This is a genomic window from Alicyclobacillus tolerans, assembly GCF_048984885.1.
GTDB lineage: Bacteria > Bacillota > Bacilli > Alicyclobacillales > Alicyclobacillaceae > Alicyclobacillus_I > Alicyclobacillus_I tolerans.
Genome location: NZ_JBMGNK010000002.1, coordinates 2,653,102 through 2,669,208 on the forward strand (window position 1 = coordinate 2,653,102; position 16,107 = coordinate 2,669,208).

Annotated in this window: 15 protein-coding genes; 5 read left to right on the forward strand and 10 right to left on the reverse strand. The window is 39.8% G+C overall.

Features of this window, described 5'->3' with window-relative positions; genetic code table 11:
• Positions 1–36: 36 nt before the first annotated feature.
• The 7 genes from ACOJUR_RS13575 to ACOJUR_RS13605 form a co-directional block, all read right to left on the reverse strand.
• A complete protein-coding gene (locus ACOJUR_RS13575) occupies positions 37–1,095 on the reverse strand; it encodes a LacI family DNA-binding transcriptional regulator (protein ID WP_072875296.1) in 1,059 nt (352 codons plus the stop codon).
• Positions 1,096–1,353: 258 nt separating this feature from the next.
• The gene (locus tag ACOJUR_RS13580) at positions 1,354–3,288 is read right to left on the reverse strand and encodes an APC family permease (RefSeq protein ID WP_420950295.1); all 1,935 of its coding nucleotides are present in this window, start codon (positions 3,286–3,288) and stop codon (positions 1,354–1,356) included.
• 108 nt (positions 3,289–3,396) lie between these two features.
• Positions 3,397–3,990 carry a DedA family protein gene (locus ACOJUR_RS13585; protein ID WP_083574346.1) on the reverse strand — a complete coding sequence of 198 codons (594 nt, stop codon included), beginning with the start codon at positions 3,988–3,990 and terminating at the stop codon, positions 3,397–3,399.
• A gap of 206 nt (positions 3,991–4,196) precedes the next feature.
• Positions 4,197–5,717 carry a monocarboxylate uptake permease MctP gene (mctP, locus tag ACOJUR_RS13590; RefSeq protein WP_072875022.1) on the reverse strand — a complete coding sequence of 507 codons (1,521 nt, stop codon included), beginning with the start codon at positions 5,715–5,717 and terminating at the stop codon, positions 4,197–4,199.
• A 71-nt stretch (positions 5,718–5,788) separates the two neighbouring features.
• Complete coding sequence (locus tag ACOJUR_RS13595) at positions 5,789–5,998, reverse strand: DUF3311 domain-containing protein (protein WP_072875023.1); 210 nt, start codon at positions 5,996–5,998, stop codon at positions 5,789–5,791.
• Positions 5,999–6,145: 147 nt separating this feature from the next.
• Positions 6,146–6,904: a polysaccharide deacetylase family protein gene (locus ACOJUR_RS13600; protein ID WP_420950296.1), complete on the reverse strand. Its 759-nt coding sequence runs from the start codon at positions 6,902–6,904 to the stop codon at positions 6,146–6,148.
• Between the two features lie 422 nt (positions 6,905–7,326).
• Positions 7,327–7,713 (reverse strand): glycosyl hydrolase family 18 protein, encoded by a 387-nt coding sequence (locus ACOJUR_RS13605; protein ID WP_129583645.1) that lies wholly within the window; start codon positions 7,711–7,713, stop codon positions 7,327–7,329.
• Positions 7,714–8,061: 348 nt separating this feature from the next.
• Here ACOJUR_RS13605 and ACOJUR_RS13610 point away from each other — a divergent pair, with 348 nt between their 5' ends.
• The 3 genes from ACOJUR_RS13610 (at position 8,062) to ACOJUR_RS13620 (ending at position 10,179) form a co-directional block, all read left to right on the forward strand.
• A complete protein-coding gene (locus ACOJUR_RS13610) occupies positions 8,062–9,147 on the forward strand; it encodes an ATP-binding protein (RefSeq protein WP_420950297.1) in 1,086 nt (361 codons plus the stop codon).
• A 138-nt stretch (positions 9,148–9,285) separates the two neighbouring features.
• Entirely contained in the window at positions 9,286–9,789 is a 504-nt protein-coding gene (locus tag ACOJUR_RS13615; RefSeq protein ID WP_238413534.1) for a hypothetical protein, read from the forward strand.
• Positions 9,790–9,849: 60 nt separating this feature from the next.
• Complete coding sequence (locus ACOJUR_RS13620) at positions 9,850–10,179, forward strand: hypothetical protein (RefSeq protein ID WP_420950298.1); 330 nt, start codon at positions 9,850–9,852, stop codon at positions 10,177–10,179.
• 29 nt (positions 10,180–10,208) lie between these two features.
• Here the strand turns inward: ACOJUR_RS13620 and ACOJUR_RS13625 are convergent, their stop codons facing one another.
• Complete coding sequence (locus ACOJUR_RS13625) at positions 10,209–10,886, reverse strand: Na-translocating system protein MpsC family protein (protein ID WP_420950299.1); 678 nt, start codon at positions 10,884–10,886, stop codon at positions 10,209–10,211.
• A gap of 182 nt (positions 10,887–11,068) precedes the next feature.
• Between ACOJUR_RS13625 and ACOJUR_RS13630 the strand changes: the two genes are divergently transcribed.
• Entirely contained in the window at positions 11,069–11,869 is an 801-nt protein-coding gene (locus ACOJUR_RS13630; protein ID WP_420950300.1) for a Na-translocating system protein MpsC family protein, read from the forward strand.
• 49 nt (positions 11,870–11,918) lie between these two features.
• Positions 11,919–14,162, forward strand: a complete 2,244-nt coding sequence (locus tag ACOJUR_RS13635; protein ID WP_420950301.1) for an ATP-binding protein — start codon at positions 11,919–11,921, stop codon at positions 14,160–14,162.
• 18 nt (positions 14,163–14,180) lie between these two features.
• On the opposite strand, the gene ACOJUR_RS13640 is transcribed toward ACOJUR_RS13635, so the two are convergent.
• Both ACOJUR_RS13640 and ACOJUR_RS13645 read right to left on the reverse strand, forming a co-directional pair.
• Positions 14,181–15,725, reverse strand: a complete 1,545-nt coding sequence (locus ACOJUR_RS13640) for a recombinase family protein (protein ID WP_420950302.1) — start codon at positions 15,723–15,725, stop codon at positions 14,181–14,183.
• Positions 15,688–15,894 carry a hypothetical protein gene (locus tag ACOJUR_RS13645; RefSeq protein ID WP_420950303.1) on the reverse strand — a complete coding sequence of 69 codons (207 nt, stop codon included), beginning with the start codon at positions 15,892–15,894 and terminating at the stop codon, positions 15,688–15,690. Before ACOJUR_RS13645 ends, ACOJUR_RS13640 begins: the two co-directional genes overlap by 38 nt.
• Between the last annotated feature and the right edge of the window lie 213 nt (positions 15,895–16,107).

Sequence of the window (16,107 nt, forward strand, 5' to 3'; positions counted from 1 at the left end):
TTCCTCCTTTTGATCTGACCCTCTTTGGATACTTTTTCAAAAACATTTCTCAAGTTGCTCTTCTGACGTGGATGAATTTAAACATTTGACAGTTTCGCGCTCAACGATTCGATGCGGCATGTAATAAGTTCCTTGACGCGGCAGTTCAGACGGTTGTTCAATTCTTTGCAGCAGCGCTCGCACAACCTGTTCGCCAATTTCTTCAAACGGCTGCATAACGGTGGTCAAAGAGGGTATCACCATACGTGCAATCTGCAAATCGTCAAATCCAATAACCGACATGTCGTCCGGGACAGACAACCCGTGATCGTGCAAACAACGCATTGCTCCAATGGCCATTTCGTCACTGGCCGTGCAGATGGCTGTCAACTGATTGATCGGCTGACGCTTGAGCAATTCCTGCATCGCTGCATAACCACCGTCAAAACGATAATTCCCTGAAGTGACAAACGATTCGCTGTAGCCGATACCAAAATGCAACATTGCCCTGCGATAGCCTTCCAAGCGCAGCAAACCAGTCCGATCATCTTCAGATTCTCCTGTAATCATGCCGATCCGCTGATGCCCCCGTGCAACAAGATAAGCCACAACATCAAAAACGGCTCTTACATCATCCACTTTGAATGCTGGTAACGGCGTTCGACCCGTTGCTTCAGTTAAAGCAAGGGCAACAGGAATTCCAATCCTATCAAACAAAGCATCGTAGTCTTGATCGACCAGCTTGCTGGTGAAAATGATGCCGCTTACTTGATGTCGACGCAGAAAGGTAAACCCTTCTAGAGCTCTGTGACGTGAATGTTGCGAGTCAAAAAGCAGGATTTTCATATTGTTCTCACTGCATGCCTTTTCGATTCCGCGGTAGAGTTCAGTGAAGAAAAGATCGTTGATACCCGGGATGACTAAACCAATCGTATCTGTGCGTGATACACTGAGTCCTCGCGCCATAGCGTTTGGGTGAAAATCCAGCGCTTTGATGGCAGCCTGAACTCTTTGTTTCGTTTCCGGATCGACCAATTCTGGTTTATTAAGCACGCGAGAAACAGTAGCTGCAGAGACACCTGCCTTAGATGCCACATCACGAATCGTTACTTTCACAAAGCTCAGCTCTCTTCCATAAGCAACCAAGGTTCATCAGCATAAAAGCAAATGCGTGAGCAAACAAAAACTGTTATGATACATTTTCATAAATCGGTTTCATGAAAATGTATTCATAGATTAAATCAGATAGACCCTTAAAGCAAGACTATAAATTTCCAATCCATTTGGATTTACTATGTGCTTTGCACAAAAAAATATGCGCTGAGTTTTTACCTCAACGCATATCCAAAATACGAATGTACAGCGTATTATTTTTTATGTTTTTTCAGATTCAATTTCACTCTCATTCAGATGATAAGGAACTGTGGTAATGATGACATCTTTGTTCCACAAAAACCATGTACGTAACAACAATGAAGACTGGTTATGAAGAATTTGCGCCCAGTGACGTTTGGGCAAAAACTGTGAGAGGATGATGTGAATGTGATCGGGTCTTCCACCTTCTCGACTTTCAACAAATTTTATAAACCGCTGTACGGGTTGAATCAGAGAACGATACTCACTTTTTAAGGTCACCAGTCGACAAGGATTTCCCCATTCTTCCCATCGTTTTTCTATTCTTGCAATCGATTCATCATCAAAACCTACATAGACCGCAATAACATCTGAATTAAGCGATAGAGCAAAAGACAGCGAATTGAGTGTTACACGATGTAATCCTGAAAGCAGCAGAATCGTTACCACATGGTGGCGAATAGGTCGCTCTTCTTGTAGATTAATGCGCAACTCGTCTGCCAACAAAGTATAGTGTTTACGGATTTTAGTGGCCATGAACATCAACAACGGAAGAACTACCAATACAATCCAAGCGCCACCAGTGAATTTTGTAACTGCAAAAACGATGGCTACGACCGCCGAAAGAACGGCGCCAAAACTATTGATAAAACTTTTCAGTCTCCACATCTTGCCTCGCACTCTTAGCCAACGTTTTACCAGACCAATCTGCGCCACCGTAAAAGCAACAAAAACACCAATCGCATAAAGAGGAATCAGCGAATTGGTTTGAGCACGGAAACCTTCAATTAATAACGCTGAAAGCGCAGCTAATACCAACATCCCGTTGGAGTACCCTAAACGATCACCACGAACAAGCAAAGAACGAGGCAGAAAACCATCTCCTGCCATTAAAGCTGTCAATTGCGGAAATCCTGTAAATGTGGAATTGGCCGCCAAAATTAGAACCAAAAATGTTGCCCAGATAATAATTTGATACAAGATACTGTGTCCAAAATATGAACCAAGCAATTGAGACAACATTGTATTATTAGGATTTACAGAAATCCCCTGGAAATAAAGAAGGCTCGAAAACCCGATTAAAGTAATACCCGTAATCGTGCCCAACGCTATATAAGCTTTAATAGCTCCCCGTGTACGAGGCTCACGGAAAATTGGAACTGAATTAGAAATGGTTTCAATACCCGTCAACGATGAACACGCAGATGAAAAAGCTTTAAGCAGCAAGAGCAAAGTTAATCCCTTTGGAAAGACTCCGAATGGTGGTGTATATTTAGAAACCAGACCGTGAGGGCCTCCTTCTATAAAACCGTAGCCGATTAAAAACACCATACAGAGCATGAAGAAAAGTGTTGGCCAAGCAAACACAGAGGCTGACTCACTAACCCCGCGCAAATTGACCAGTAAAATAATAATAATACATGCAATGGATAAACCAACAACATGCGGGGCTAATATTGGATAAGCGGAAGCAATCTGTTGGATACCAGACGAAATAGATACCGCAACAGTGAGTATGTAGTCAATCATCAATGAACTAGAAGCGAGTAGACGTACCCAAGGAGCACGAAAATTGTCTTTAGCTATTGCATACGCCCCTCCACCATTGGGATATGCGCTAACGCCCATAATATAAGAAATAATCAGTGCGGTTAGAAGTATAACAGTTGCTAAGGTAATCGGTACAATCAACCATTTTACGTCAACACCTAATTGCGCAATCTCTGTGATGCCTGCCTCTGGGCCATATGCTACAGAAGAATATAAATCTGCTGCTAAAACAGGTAGGGCGATAAACCAAAAAAGCTTGGTATGATTGTTATTCAGTTCTCTTGAGCGCATAGGTCGTCCTACAAGAAACCGCTTAACAGAGTTAAAATTAGCCACGGCAAACCAGAGCGCAAGAAGAGACAACACAATAAGTAAGGGATCTAAAAAAGGAAGAGTTTTATGCAATGCCAGTTGCCTCCTTCATGCATGCTCAAACAACGAACGTTGCAACACAGATAATAACATTAAATAGCGCCTCAGTTAGAAAAAATTTAGTTTTTTCTCCTTCCTGTATTATTTTCTTTTTCGGAAATGCAAAAAATACGCACCTAGCAAGAGAATAATCATGAGCAGCAACAGATACGGGAGTCCGCGATGCATAAGAAACACATGATAATGATTCCACGCTACTCCAATATAGCGACCCGAAAGTAAAAAAAACGCAACCCAGATGAGTGCACTCAAAGCGTTGACAAGTGAAAATTTCCAAATGGGCATAGCGTCTATTCCAGCTAAATACGGTACCAATACTCTGACTCCGGCAATAAACTTGCCTATCAAAACAATCCATATTCGCCACTTGGCAAATTGATTTTCAGCTTTATTCAAACGTTTTTCGTTGATTCCAACATATTTTCCATACCGAACAAGCAAAGGTCGCCCCAGCGTTCTCCCTAATGAATAAGCTACCGTAGAACCTACCACATTGCCCAAAAAAGCTGCCAACAATAATGGAAAGAAAGAAAACTGACCATGTATCCATTCTACACCAGAGACTACAAGCGTCGTTTCAGCCGGAAACGGAATACCCACCATTTCTAAAAATAGAATTAAAAAAACACCCATATATCCAAAATGGACAATCCATTCATGAACTGAAAGAGACAATCAAAAATTCCCCTCTCCATGAAATCAGCAAACCTCATATATGTTTTATCCTAGCATTGATTGGTCTAAAATCCCATTAACTTCAGTATATCATTCCATACCTTAATAAAACGTGATCGTTCAAATAAGAATAAGCCTGCAACACCCCAGAGCACGGAGTATGCAGGCTGCATCACAAGTAAACGTATGGTCTTGTATAGTTACAATCAATTTTGAAGAGTGGTTAATTCAAGCTCGTAATCTGTAGGATCGGTCATATCTGTTCCGGATTTTACTCCTACCGCTTTCAATATGAGCGTCAAAACAACTGAAAGAATCAAATTGACTATACCTGCAGTTAACCCAGCGTAAGACGCTATAGCCAAATGACCTAAGTGTACAGTGTAAATTGAAGATTTAAACTGATTTTCAACGGCCATGCCAGTACCATAAATCATACCTACGGCCCAACCAATAAACAACGCATATCGGTTAAACCATCTTGTGTATAGCCCAAGTACAATGGCTGGAACAGTTTGAAGAATCCAAATACCACCAAGCAACTGCAAATTAATCGCGTACTGTGTTGGAATGCCTATAACGAAATAAAGCGCTCCTAATTTGACAAGCAAAGAGAATATTTTAGCTACCCTCGCCTCATGTTCTGGTGTCGCTTGACGAACAAAGAATTCTTTATAGATATTTCTTGTAAAGAGATTGGAAGCTGCAATAGACATGATGGCTGCGGGTACAAGAGCACCAATTGCAATTGCAGCAAAACCTACTCCAGCAAACCAAGAAGGAAATTCTTTCAAAAATAAAAGAGGCACCGCATTACTTGTAACTTTTGTATGGATTCCTGCTGCCAAAGCCATATATCCTAGCAAGGCAAGAACACCTAACATAAATGAATAAATAGGAAGAAATGCCATATTTCGTTTAACCGCTACACGACTGCTGGCTGACAATGTCCCTGTTACAGCATGCGGATAAAGAAAGAGGGCTACTGCAGAGCCAAACGCCAAGGTCGCATAAGGCAAGAATAATTTAGGACTGATGACTACTGCGCCCTTCGGTTTATGTGTAGCAAGCGCAGCGGCTGCAGCATGAAAAATATGCGAAAAACCGCCCAATTTCATGGGAATGACGATGGCTGCAACAAGAATGACCACGTAAATCAAAATATCTTTTACAAAGGCAATCATGGCCGGAGCTCGAAGACCGCTTGTGTACGTATAGAGAGCTAGAATGATAAATGCAATAATAAGCGGCCAATCTCCTGCCAGACCCATCGCCGCTAATACCGCTTTCATACCGACCAACTGCAGGGCAATATACGGCAACGTCGCAAGAATGCCTGTGACGGCAATCGCCAAAGCAAGTAGACGAGACTGATATCTTCCTTGCACGAAATCAGAGGCTGTGACGTATCCATGTTTCTTAGCTACTGACCAAAGACGCGGCATAAATAGAAAAGCTAAGGGATATACAACTATTGTATAAGGAACTGCATAAAAACCTAGTGCTCCTGAGCCATACATAAGAGCTGGTACGGCAATGAAAGTATAGGCTGTATATAAATCACCACCAAGCAAAAACCAGGTTACAAACGTCCCAAATCGTCTACCGCCCAAACCCCATTCATCTAAATGAGATAGATTTCCTTTTCTCCACCGGGAAGCAACAAAACCTAATACGGTGATAAAGATAAACAACAGAACAAATACAATTACAGCTGCTGCATGCAAGTATTTTCCACCTCTCCCCCACAAACCTACAATGATAGCGCCTTCATGATTTCATTTAAAATGGCATTCGATTAGTCCTTCGTAAGAAAATAAACCACACCTGTAATCAGAGCAGAAATGATGACCCACAGAAACTGATAGGCATAGAAGAACGGAACCCCAAACCAAACAGGATGATATGATGCATAAAAAGGCGGATACAGAGTACCAATGAAGGGTATTAACAGTAGCCAAAGCCATACACGACCACGTTTACGTTTGGGTTCTTGCTGCGCATTCATACATTGTCCTCCTTTCTGTTTTATAAGGTAAGTTGCTCAAAAAATATGAGCTAAAATTAAGAGAATTATCGCACAACAAAAAAGGTATCGTCAATTCAATCCTATCCATCACAAACATCCTATATTATCCAAAATAATATCTTTTCATTATTTCTGATCTCCTTTCTCTTTATCTGTATATAACTGAGATAAGGTTACGACTTTGTAGTTTTCATTATGTAGTCCATAGAGTACGATACGTAAGGCACGAATGGTTGAAGTGCGATTACCTCCTTGATCATGAAAAAGCAATATATCGCCTGGACGAATCTGTTCGAGTATTCTTTGAGCCATTTTTTCAGGAGAAGGATTTTGCCAGTCAGAAGAATCAATGCTCCATAGCACTGTACGATAACCCATTTGTTGGGCTATGGAACACACTTTCGCATTTGAGCGACCTCTGGTCGGTCGAAACCACTTTAATTTTCCTGCCTGAGGTATTACCTGATGCATGGCTTTTTCCGTCAACGACAATTCCTGGCTTATTTGATTCTCAGTTCTTCCTGTCAAAAGAATATGATGATAAGTATGATTACCAAACTCATTTCCAGCTTGCCATTCCGAAACCACCAGCTTTTGATAAGGAATGATTCTTTCTCCAATTAAAAAAAATGTGGCATGTGCCTGATATTGTTTCAGAAGTTTTAATATTTGCGGAGTATAGGTCAAACTAGGTCCGTCATCAAAAGTAATCGCCACTTCTTTCGAGGTCATGTTAACTTTACGGAGAATAGAGCATTTAGCAAATACCGTTGGAATCGGGGGTATGCATACAAAGAAGAATATACCTACGAGTATAGAACACACACTTTTTTTCAAATATTTTTTTAATGATTCTAAACATTTTGGGAAATTTTCAAGCAGCACCATGAATGCCTCCACACATCAATTTATGGTTATTGTGAGTTATCGAAAGCAATGCCATACGAAGAAATTTTTGAACGACCCATCCATGAAAAAAGAACTTGGACAGTGAATCACTGTCGAAGTTCTTCAATCACGTTTTTAACTAAAAAGCATGCCTGCTTTGATCGAACTATTTCTCATGAGATTTTTGAATTTTTCATTAGTATGCACCAGCCGCATATCCTGCTGCAGGTACAAGCAAGAAGAACAGTACAAAGATGATTAAGAAGACAACTGCCCAACGAGTATATCCACCAAAACATCCGTACATAAAACATCCCCCTCTCCATCAAACTACCCTATCCTACGATGGACAACCTTTATATCGTCAGGGATAGCAGCCTTAAAGAAGAGGGAAAAGCTGTAGAATATTGGGGATATTTTCAGAAGACTTTACGAATATTAAAAACATCTGACATCAGGTAAATCCCTTGAGGAAATGAATTTCCTAATACCCACCAAGAAAGGCCCCTCAACTGGTACTCATCAATTAGAGAAAATTTTGCAGAGATACTTAGCGCATCATCAAACCAAACCTGGTGACTTTGTGAACCATTCGTATATTCAAAATTAGGAGAAGCGGAAACAGGATCAAACCGTATAGGTGATTTTTCATTGATAGCAAGATTTTGAGCACTATTGTTTGATAAGCTAGCCGCTCTGAGACCTTTGCGCCAAGGAATGGGCCAATCATATCCATAAAGTGTAACTCCCATTAATATTTTTTCTGAAGCAATCACTGAAGTGGCGTAGTCTAAAACATTTTTCACTTGATTGATGGGAGCTACCGCCATCGGAGGTCCACATACCTACATACATACACATCCATACATGTTAAATGGACTCAATATCCAAATATTGCATTACAATCTTGACCAATTAAAATTGAATGTGATAGAATGCGCATAGGTCAAAGGTAGTCAATGTGCCTGTGACTTTTTGAGTGATTTATTGTCTTTTTCTTCTTCCAATTTAAAATTTTTTATCAACTAAAGTAAGCAATATGGCGGGCGGGCAAATGAGCGAATGTGATAACTTACGCAAGTCGCGCATGGCATTGTTACCGTTTACCAGACGATTCGTGTACGATTACAAACCGAATCGAGGGCTGTCTACATATGGCAAACGAAAACATTGTCCATGAAGCAACAAAAAGAAAGAAAACTTCTAATTTGGACGAGCCATCTTTTACTTTTAGTCAAGAAGTTTTCTTGTCACTAGTTCAGCATTTGCCAATAGGAATTGTTTGCTTCGAATATGAGTCAGTTGCCCTGTATAATCCAGTTGCTGAACAACTCTTCAGTACACTTGGTTATACTCCTAAAAAACTATCGAATCTAGAGGAATTCTTAAAATCTGTTCTGGACATCCGAGAGCCTCTTCGCTATGCTCATCTGTACACGAAACGTTTACATTTGACGAATGGTGAATTATTCATTTTAGAATTCACCATTGTTAGCACTCCAGAACCATCCATCACTTTTTTAATTCTTAAAGATGTTACGGATTTATTTACGTATAGGGAGTCCATTGAAGAAATGGACAGACTGTTGGTAGTTGGTGAATTAGCCGCCGGTTTGGCACACGAAATTCGCAATCCATTAGCCAGTTTACGCGGTTTTACACAAATGATTCAGCGTTCCAAAGATCCGGACAGTAATCTATCCTATACACAAATCATGCTTAACGAGCTCGATCGTATTAATGGTCTGGTTGAGGAATTATTACAATTAGCCAAACCAAGAAGCCAACCTTTTTTTCAACGCAATCTAATTGAAATTTTAAATTCAGTAGTGATACTTTTGAATCCGCAAGCTATTGTCAAAAGTTGCGCCATTCACCTTTCTGTAGAAAACTGGGATTGGCAGCAAAATGTGTTATGTCAGCCCAACAAACTTAAACAAGCCTTTATTAATTTAATTAAGAATGCTGTAGAAGCTTCAGAGCCAGGTCGGATTATTGATGTTATTGTAAAAAGAACCCATAAATTTGTGGATATATTCATCATTGACGATGGACCAGGAATTGACGATTCCATTCTCCATCATCTTGGAAAAAAATTTATCACTACCAAAGAAAGTGGTACTGGACTTGGTTTAATGCTCAGTCAAAGTATTATTTCAGACCATATGGGTCAACTTGAAATTTTAAAAAATGAAAAACGTGGTACTGAAGTAAGAATTCGTTTACCTGTTTGCCAATGAATCATTCAAAAGATTGAGTAGGGTGGCAATGTTCTAGACACTCATTTTAACGAGTGCGCTAGACGTGAGCCTGAACAGTTTTGCAGAATTTCTGCATCTGTTCAGGCTCATTTTTCATTTGGAGGGAATATTGACATAATGAACGAACTAACATCCAAACAAAATAACTTGCAACTAGATTGGAATGATTTAGATAAAATTAACTTGCTGAGTGTATTAAGTTCATTACCAGAAAGTGTAGTTCCTACCATACGAGATGCGCTAGCTTCCATTCATGGTTTTGCATATATTCTCATTAAAGATTGTGAACCATACGAGTTCCACCTTACACAAATTGTGAAAATCAGTTTGCATTTGAATGATTTTCTGGAGAGTATTATCGTATGGAACAATCAATTACAACATTCTAATGATGTAGATATATCCTCTTCTATCCAAAATCTTCTCTTAGTTATTAATCAAATCCAGAATTGCTTAAATCAAATTCACACCCATATTATACTTATCCCAGACGAAATCCGGGCCCAATTTTCATTAGCCTTTCTTGTAATGTTGACGGAAAACTATCGATGTAAAACCATTCTGGAACATTTAGCTGAACTTAGTAACGAGCTAAAATTTCCATCCACTCCTTCCCGCTAAATTATTTAAATAAGTGTTTTGCAGAATTATAAAGCCTTATAGGACAAGAAGGTTGAAGGCATGAAAAAGCACTTCACCCCAGTCTTCGAGAAGATTTTAAGTGACGAAACCAGAAATTTCCGAGGCGGGAAGTCCCATATGTATCTTCTCCAACCATCGCCTGCCTCTGTTTTTTGGGGCCTTGGAACTCCAACCTTATGCTTCGAAGTTAAGAAGCCTTCCCAAAAAAGCACGAGATCTATCCATCGTGAAGTCATTCTACTTGCACTTCTGATGATTTCGCTTGAAGGAATAGCCAAGGTAAAGACACATATGCTTATCAACGCGATCGCGATATTCGCATCAGCACTAGCCGTAAACCAGATGGAACAACACAAGAAGACTGCGTAAGCTAAAACAAGTTCATCTATGAGAAGAGCTTATCCTTTCACAGTATTGAGGACAAAACAGACAAGGCTTCTATCTGTTTGCAAGTTCCAATCAATAAAAATATCTTGGACGCTTTCTTGAAATATCTCATGGAAGTGTCCATCACGATGAAAATATTTCTTTTCCAGTTCCGCCTTTGTGGTTCGCAATGGAGTTGCATAACCTTTTTGAATCATAGCTTTTTCCAATGGTATAAGAATGCCGTCGCGCTCAACAACGATTAAATGAGCGTTGATTTTAACGGATAGAATCTTTGCAGGAGTTCTCTCCGTTAGTGCACTTAAACGAGCTACCTCTTGATGCAATTTTTCCTTACCCAAGAAATTCACATTTTCAATGGGCAATTGAAACAAGACAATGACAATTCCTGTTCCATTTTCATAACTCCAGTCATGATAGACCTCCAACACATCGCTTTGAAAAAGTACACGCAGTACACCTTTCATCTCTGAAATTAGAGACTGCAAGATTTTCATGCGAGATTCTGCGGCAATGTCCATCTGTCCTTGATCTAACAATACCTCTTCTAGTGAAGAAATAAAATTTGTAACCTGTATCACCAGAACCTGATGTTCTAAAAAAGCCTGGCAATGACTCGGTCCCCGTCCAAACATTTCTCTGTGTAAACGACTAAAATAACTGGCTACTTGTTTTAAGGACTCATCCACACCCAGAAGACAACACCTCACACTAAACAATTCATTCATAAATATTTTCTCGATATGGGGTGCTGTCTATTCTGTACAAAATTTATATTTTCATGTTTCCTAACACGGATAATTATTTTCAAATTTGAGCATGCTGAATCGCGTTATGAATAAAATTGAATGACTTGATGGGGAGAGGAACAGTGAACCAACCAACCAATACAACCGAATCATTCAATCAGAATGATTTCCATCAAACGATTAGTAATCGTATGAGCAAACTTTTCCGAGAACATTTTGGAAAAGGGCCCGAGTCTGTTTTTGTATCGAGCGGATACAAATTTATTTCCATTTATTTAAGAAATTTTTTATCACCTATGGAAAAAGTATTGCTCGAAAATGATCAAGATTTTACTTTAGCTGAATTAAGGCAACAGGTGATGCAAGCTTTACTTCCAGAGATTAAAGCCTACATTGAAATGCTATCTGGTATTAAAATAGAAGAATTATATTATGACTGGAACTTTCATAATCGTTCAGGATTAATTTTTGCAGTGACTGACAACCCTTTATCGAATATTGCAAACCTTGAACAAGAATTTGAAGGAAAGAAATTACTAGAAGATGAAATTATTCGCATCAGCCAAAACGCCCAAAAAGTTCCTGAAGAAGTATTTTCTTTTCTATTTCATCCAAAAATTCTTGTGATTATTCGTAAAGGTATTCTTGTTCGAATTGAAAAAGAACTTATCCGTGTAGGTCATGGCCCTTTACTAAAAAGGGTGAAAGCTAATCTTGAAAAAAGTTATCTGCATAATACCAGTTCATTTGAAGGGATTTTAAAACAACGTGTACTTGAAGTATTCGTGGATTGGAATTTTGATATTGATAAAAGTATTATTGTGTATATACTCAATCCAAAACAATTGCAAGGACAAGGAGATAAACCCATGGTAGAAAGAGCGGATGCCAATACTTTTGAGCAGGAAGATGAGAATCCATAAGAGAATAGTTTAATGAGGACTATTTTTAATTTAGAAGAGGACGGTTTATGTGCGACAACGTCCAGAACACTTCATTCCAGGAGAACATCATTTACCTGAGTACTCTCCTGTGGTTCATACACCTGTTGGATATTGGGAATATAACCACACTTCACAAACATTTTTTTGTTCTGCGCAAATGTTGCGAATGATGAATTTGCCCGAAGCAGAAAATATTATTTCTATGAAAAATCTTCTTCAAACGATTTTAACGGAAGATCATCATCTATGGCTATCCATTTCCAAATCTCATGCAAATACTTACCAAAACTTTACCTTTCGAAATCTAAATTCTTCAGGAATCATGAATTGGCTTCATTGTTCATACGAAACTTTATTTGTCGATGGAAAAGTTTTAACTATAGGGTCTATTCAAGAATTAACAACATTGCGTGAGGATTTAGATAAAAGTATAGCCATCGCAGATAGGTATCCTTCCGTGCCATGGGATTTACTGCAAAAAGCTTCGAATGCAGCTTTATGGCAATGGGATATCCAGAAAAATATGATTGTCTGGAATATCCATGAAAATGGAACTTTAGTTGCTGAAAATATTCATTCTATGCACCAATTTCTACAATATGTGCATCCTGATGACAGAGCTTGGGTAACACGCATTCTCATCAACTCTTTGACAAATGGTCAATGTGACTTGGAATTTCGTATGCAGATGGATAAAGAAACAACATTATTCGTCCGTCTGATTGCTGAAGCTTTATATGCTTCTGATAGAAAAGCTCATTATCTCTCCGGTTTTCTTATCAATCAAACAAATTATAAATTGCAGGAACTGAAGCTACAAAAAAAAGAACTCATGATGCAACGGGTAGAACAATGTGCTGCATTAGGATATTGGGAACGCTACCCAAATAATGATACAATTTATTTTTCTCCTGAACTTTATGAAATATGGGATTTACCGAAAGAACAGCCTGTGACTTTAGATCTTTTGGTAGAACGTATTCATCCAGACGATCGATGGACTTGGAAAGAAAATATTGATCAATCATACCTGGGCAATCCATACTTTATAGAATATCGAATTATACGCTCAAATGGCGAAACACGTTTCGTTCAATCCTACGGAGAACCCATATATCACGCAGGAAAAGTTACGGAAGTCTATGGTATTTTGCAAGATACGACCCATTTGCGCAACACAGAATGGACATTGCGGCAAAACCAAGAACGCTTGGAAATGGCGGAAGAACTTGCTCAAATGGGCAGTTGGGAGTATGACCCCTTTACAGATGAATTCCGTGCTTCCACTGGTTTTTATCGTATCTTTGAAATGCCGCCATGCTATATATTGACTCTCAATAGAGTGCAGGAGTTTCTGGGAGACATTCATTCTGAGCTTTTTGAAAAAATTAGAGAAAATTTACTGTCTCAACGGATGTGTGAACTAGAATTTGATATTCAACAAAACCGTAAAAATCGCAAACGAATTCGTATGAAGAGTAAAGCCATTGTAAAAGACGATATAGTGGTAAAATATTTCGGTATGTTACAAGATGTAACCGATCAATTGGAAGCAGAAGAGGCATTGCGCGAATCTCAGGAATTGTTGCAAGTATCGGAGAAACTATCTGCTGTTGGTCAATTGGCGGCCGGAGTCGCTCACGAAATTCGCAATCCTTTGACTGCCTTGCACGGCTTTCTTCAACTTCTGCACAGTCAAGCAGAAAATGGAGAAAATGAATTCTACATTCATGTTATGGAATCTGAATTGAACCGAATACGCTCCATCTTGGATGAGTTGTTGATGCTCGCCAAACCCCATCCTGTTCAACATACAGAAATTAAGCTGGATGAATTGGTTCAAAGCGTGGTATCACTCATGGAACCTGAAGCGCGTTTACACAGTATTCACTTTGATATCCTGAGCGATTCCAGTGTCCCATTTATTTATGGCGCCTCCGATCAAATCAAACAGGTATTGATCAATCTAATTAAGAACGCTATTGAATCCATGAGTTCTGGTGGCGTTTTAACCATACGCATCCAACGAAAGCTAAAATACGTGGAAATTTTGTTAGTAGATCAAGGAATAGGCATACCCCAAGAAATTTTAGACAAGATAGGTCAACCGTTTTTTACTACCAAAGAGAGCGGCACAGGACTCGGTTTAATGGTAAGCCAGAACATTATCCATTCGCATGGCGGCAAATTGGATATTCAGAGTGAACCTGGAGTTGGTACGGCTGTTAGAGTGTATTTACCATTACCTTCAGATGAATTTAACTCACCGTAAGAAGTACTGTGGTTGTGATCAAGGATGATTCACTAAAAAATAGCGATACTGTATAGAAAGTGTGCTTTGAGAAACCTGAATCTCTTGTATCATTTTTTGCAGAATAGCCCTGGTTGTCTCAGGAGCTGGCGACGGAGTATGAAGCAGTTCTTCTACTACATGAAAAAGCGTTTGCTGCGCATCAAGAGGGGCACTGCCTTCTTGATGCTCGCTTTTAGATTCGGCTAGTAGAGTTGCCTCCGTATTCCTTAAATGCTGTAGTTGTTGCTTTAATTTTTGATTGAGGGGCAAAAAGACTTCTTCTGATAATCCATCCTGTGAATAGGCCATAAAAAGTTCTTGCGACTGTTTAATGACCCTATCCATCTGTTTTTGAATTGCCAATCTTTTTTTTGAGACGCTGATACAACTCTGTTTTACATTGGGAAGTTCGTGCGAAGACAGTAACCGTTTCAACTGCTGGAGTACAGCGTTTTGCACCATCTTTTCTATTTCATCTGCTGGCAGATAGGATTGTTTACAGAAGAAAACACCTTTTTCCGCTTGGGATCGACATCGATAATAACGTTTCCCTCGACCGTTTTTCTTTACAATCATTCGACTGCCACAAGAACAGCGGAGCAATCCATTTGATAAAAGATGAACTTGACCGGATCGGCCTGGATATTTTCTTCTTTGCTCCATGAGCGTATGAACTTGAGAAAAAATTTCTCGACTGATAATGGGTGGATGAGCCGATGGACAAACCGCTTGAGAGTTCTTATCTTTACTCCAAACCGTTATTCTACGGCGTTTTAACCAGTTGTGGCTACTAGGCGCAAGTAAGCGTTTCTCTCTCCGACCATAGACTACATCACCAGTATATGCTGGATTTTCTAATATTCGGGATATTGTCCTGGCCGTCCAATCGGCGTTTCTTTTGGTTTTCCATAATCGTTTGTTTAAAATCTCAGCGATTTTGCGTGTTCCATATCCTTGCAGATAAAGTGAGAAAATTTCCCGAATCACGGGCGCAAACGTTTCGTCAATTTCCAAACGCTGTGTTTGCGGATTGAGAAGATACCCGTCTGGCGGCTGTCCATTCCAACGTCCAGATTTCGCTTTCTGCATAGCTCCCATACGCACTCGTATAGAAATTTTCTCCGATTCAGCTTGGGCCAATGCACTATGGATGGTAAAGATAAATTCGGCGTTATCTTTTTGGCTATCAAAATTCTCTTCAAGTGAAAGAACACGTACCCCAACAGCAAGCAAAGTGCGCAAAAGCAGGAGCGCATCCACCGTGTCACGCGCCAAACGAGAAATTCCTTTAAAAAGCACCACCTGGAAACAACCTGCCCTAGCATCAGCAAGCAATTTCTGAGCTTGTAAACGATTCACCAAACTAGTACCAGACACTGCCTCATCCACATAAATCCATTCATCCGGAGTTTCCCAATATTCTCCCAGTTCCTGACCGCGTCTTCTGGCCATCTCCCGACAGACTGAAATTTGGTGTTCGAGCGAGTCACCCGAAAGTTGCGATTCATCGGATACGCGAGCGTAAATGGCGCAGCGAGTCAACCGCAACTCCCCCTTCATAGAAAGGCTCATCATGCGATGAGGGCATTGACTGTTCCACCGTTTGATCCAAACGCAAATATTCCAGTAAGATCAGCAAACAATCATTCCATACTTTGTCTTCCGACTCGCTACCTTCAAATTTCTCCTCAATAATCCACTTCTTCGGCACCTACATCACCTAATGCATGTTTATGCCAGGGAGAGATGTCCACTTGCCTACTTATCGATCACGCCAATCTACAACGAGAAAAAAACCATATTTATCCTCTTCGTCATCTTCGATGTCGTCCCATTCCACAAATCCCACTTCTCTTGGTTCTTTTTTCTCTTGCATGCCTACACACTCCATAGTTCTCTTTTTTATATGTTTCTCACTCAAGTA

Coding starts and splice junctions, on each gene's coding strand:
- ACOJUR_RS13610 (WP_420950297.1), top strand. CDS start 8,062: ATGGCAAACGAAAACATTGTCCATGAAGCAACAAAAAGAAAGAAAACT.
- ACOJUR_RS13595 (WP_072875023.1), bottom strand. CDS start 5,998: ATGAATGCGCAGCAAGAACCCAAACGTAAACGTGGTCGTGTATGGCTT.
- ACOJUR_RS13620 (WP_420950298.1), top strand. CDS start 9,850: ATGAAAAAGCACTTCACCCCAGTCTTCGAGAAGATTTTAAGTGACGAA.
- ACOJUR_RS13615 (WP_238413534.1), top strand. CDS start 9,286: ATGAACGAACTAACATCCAAACAAAATAACTTGCAACTAGATTGGAAT.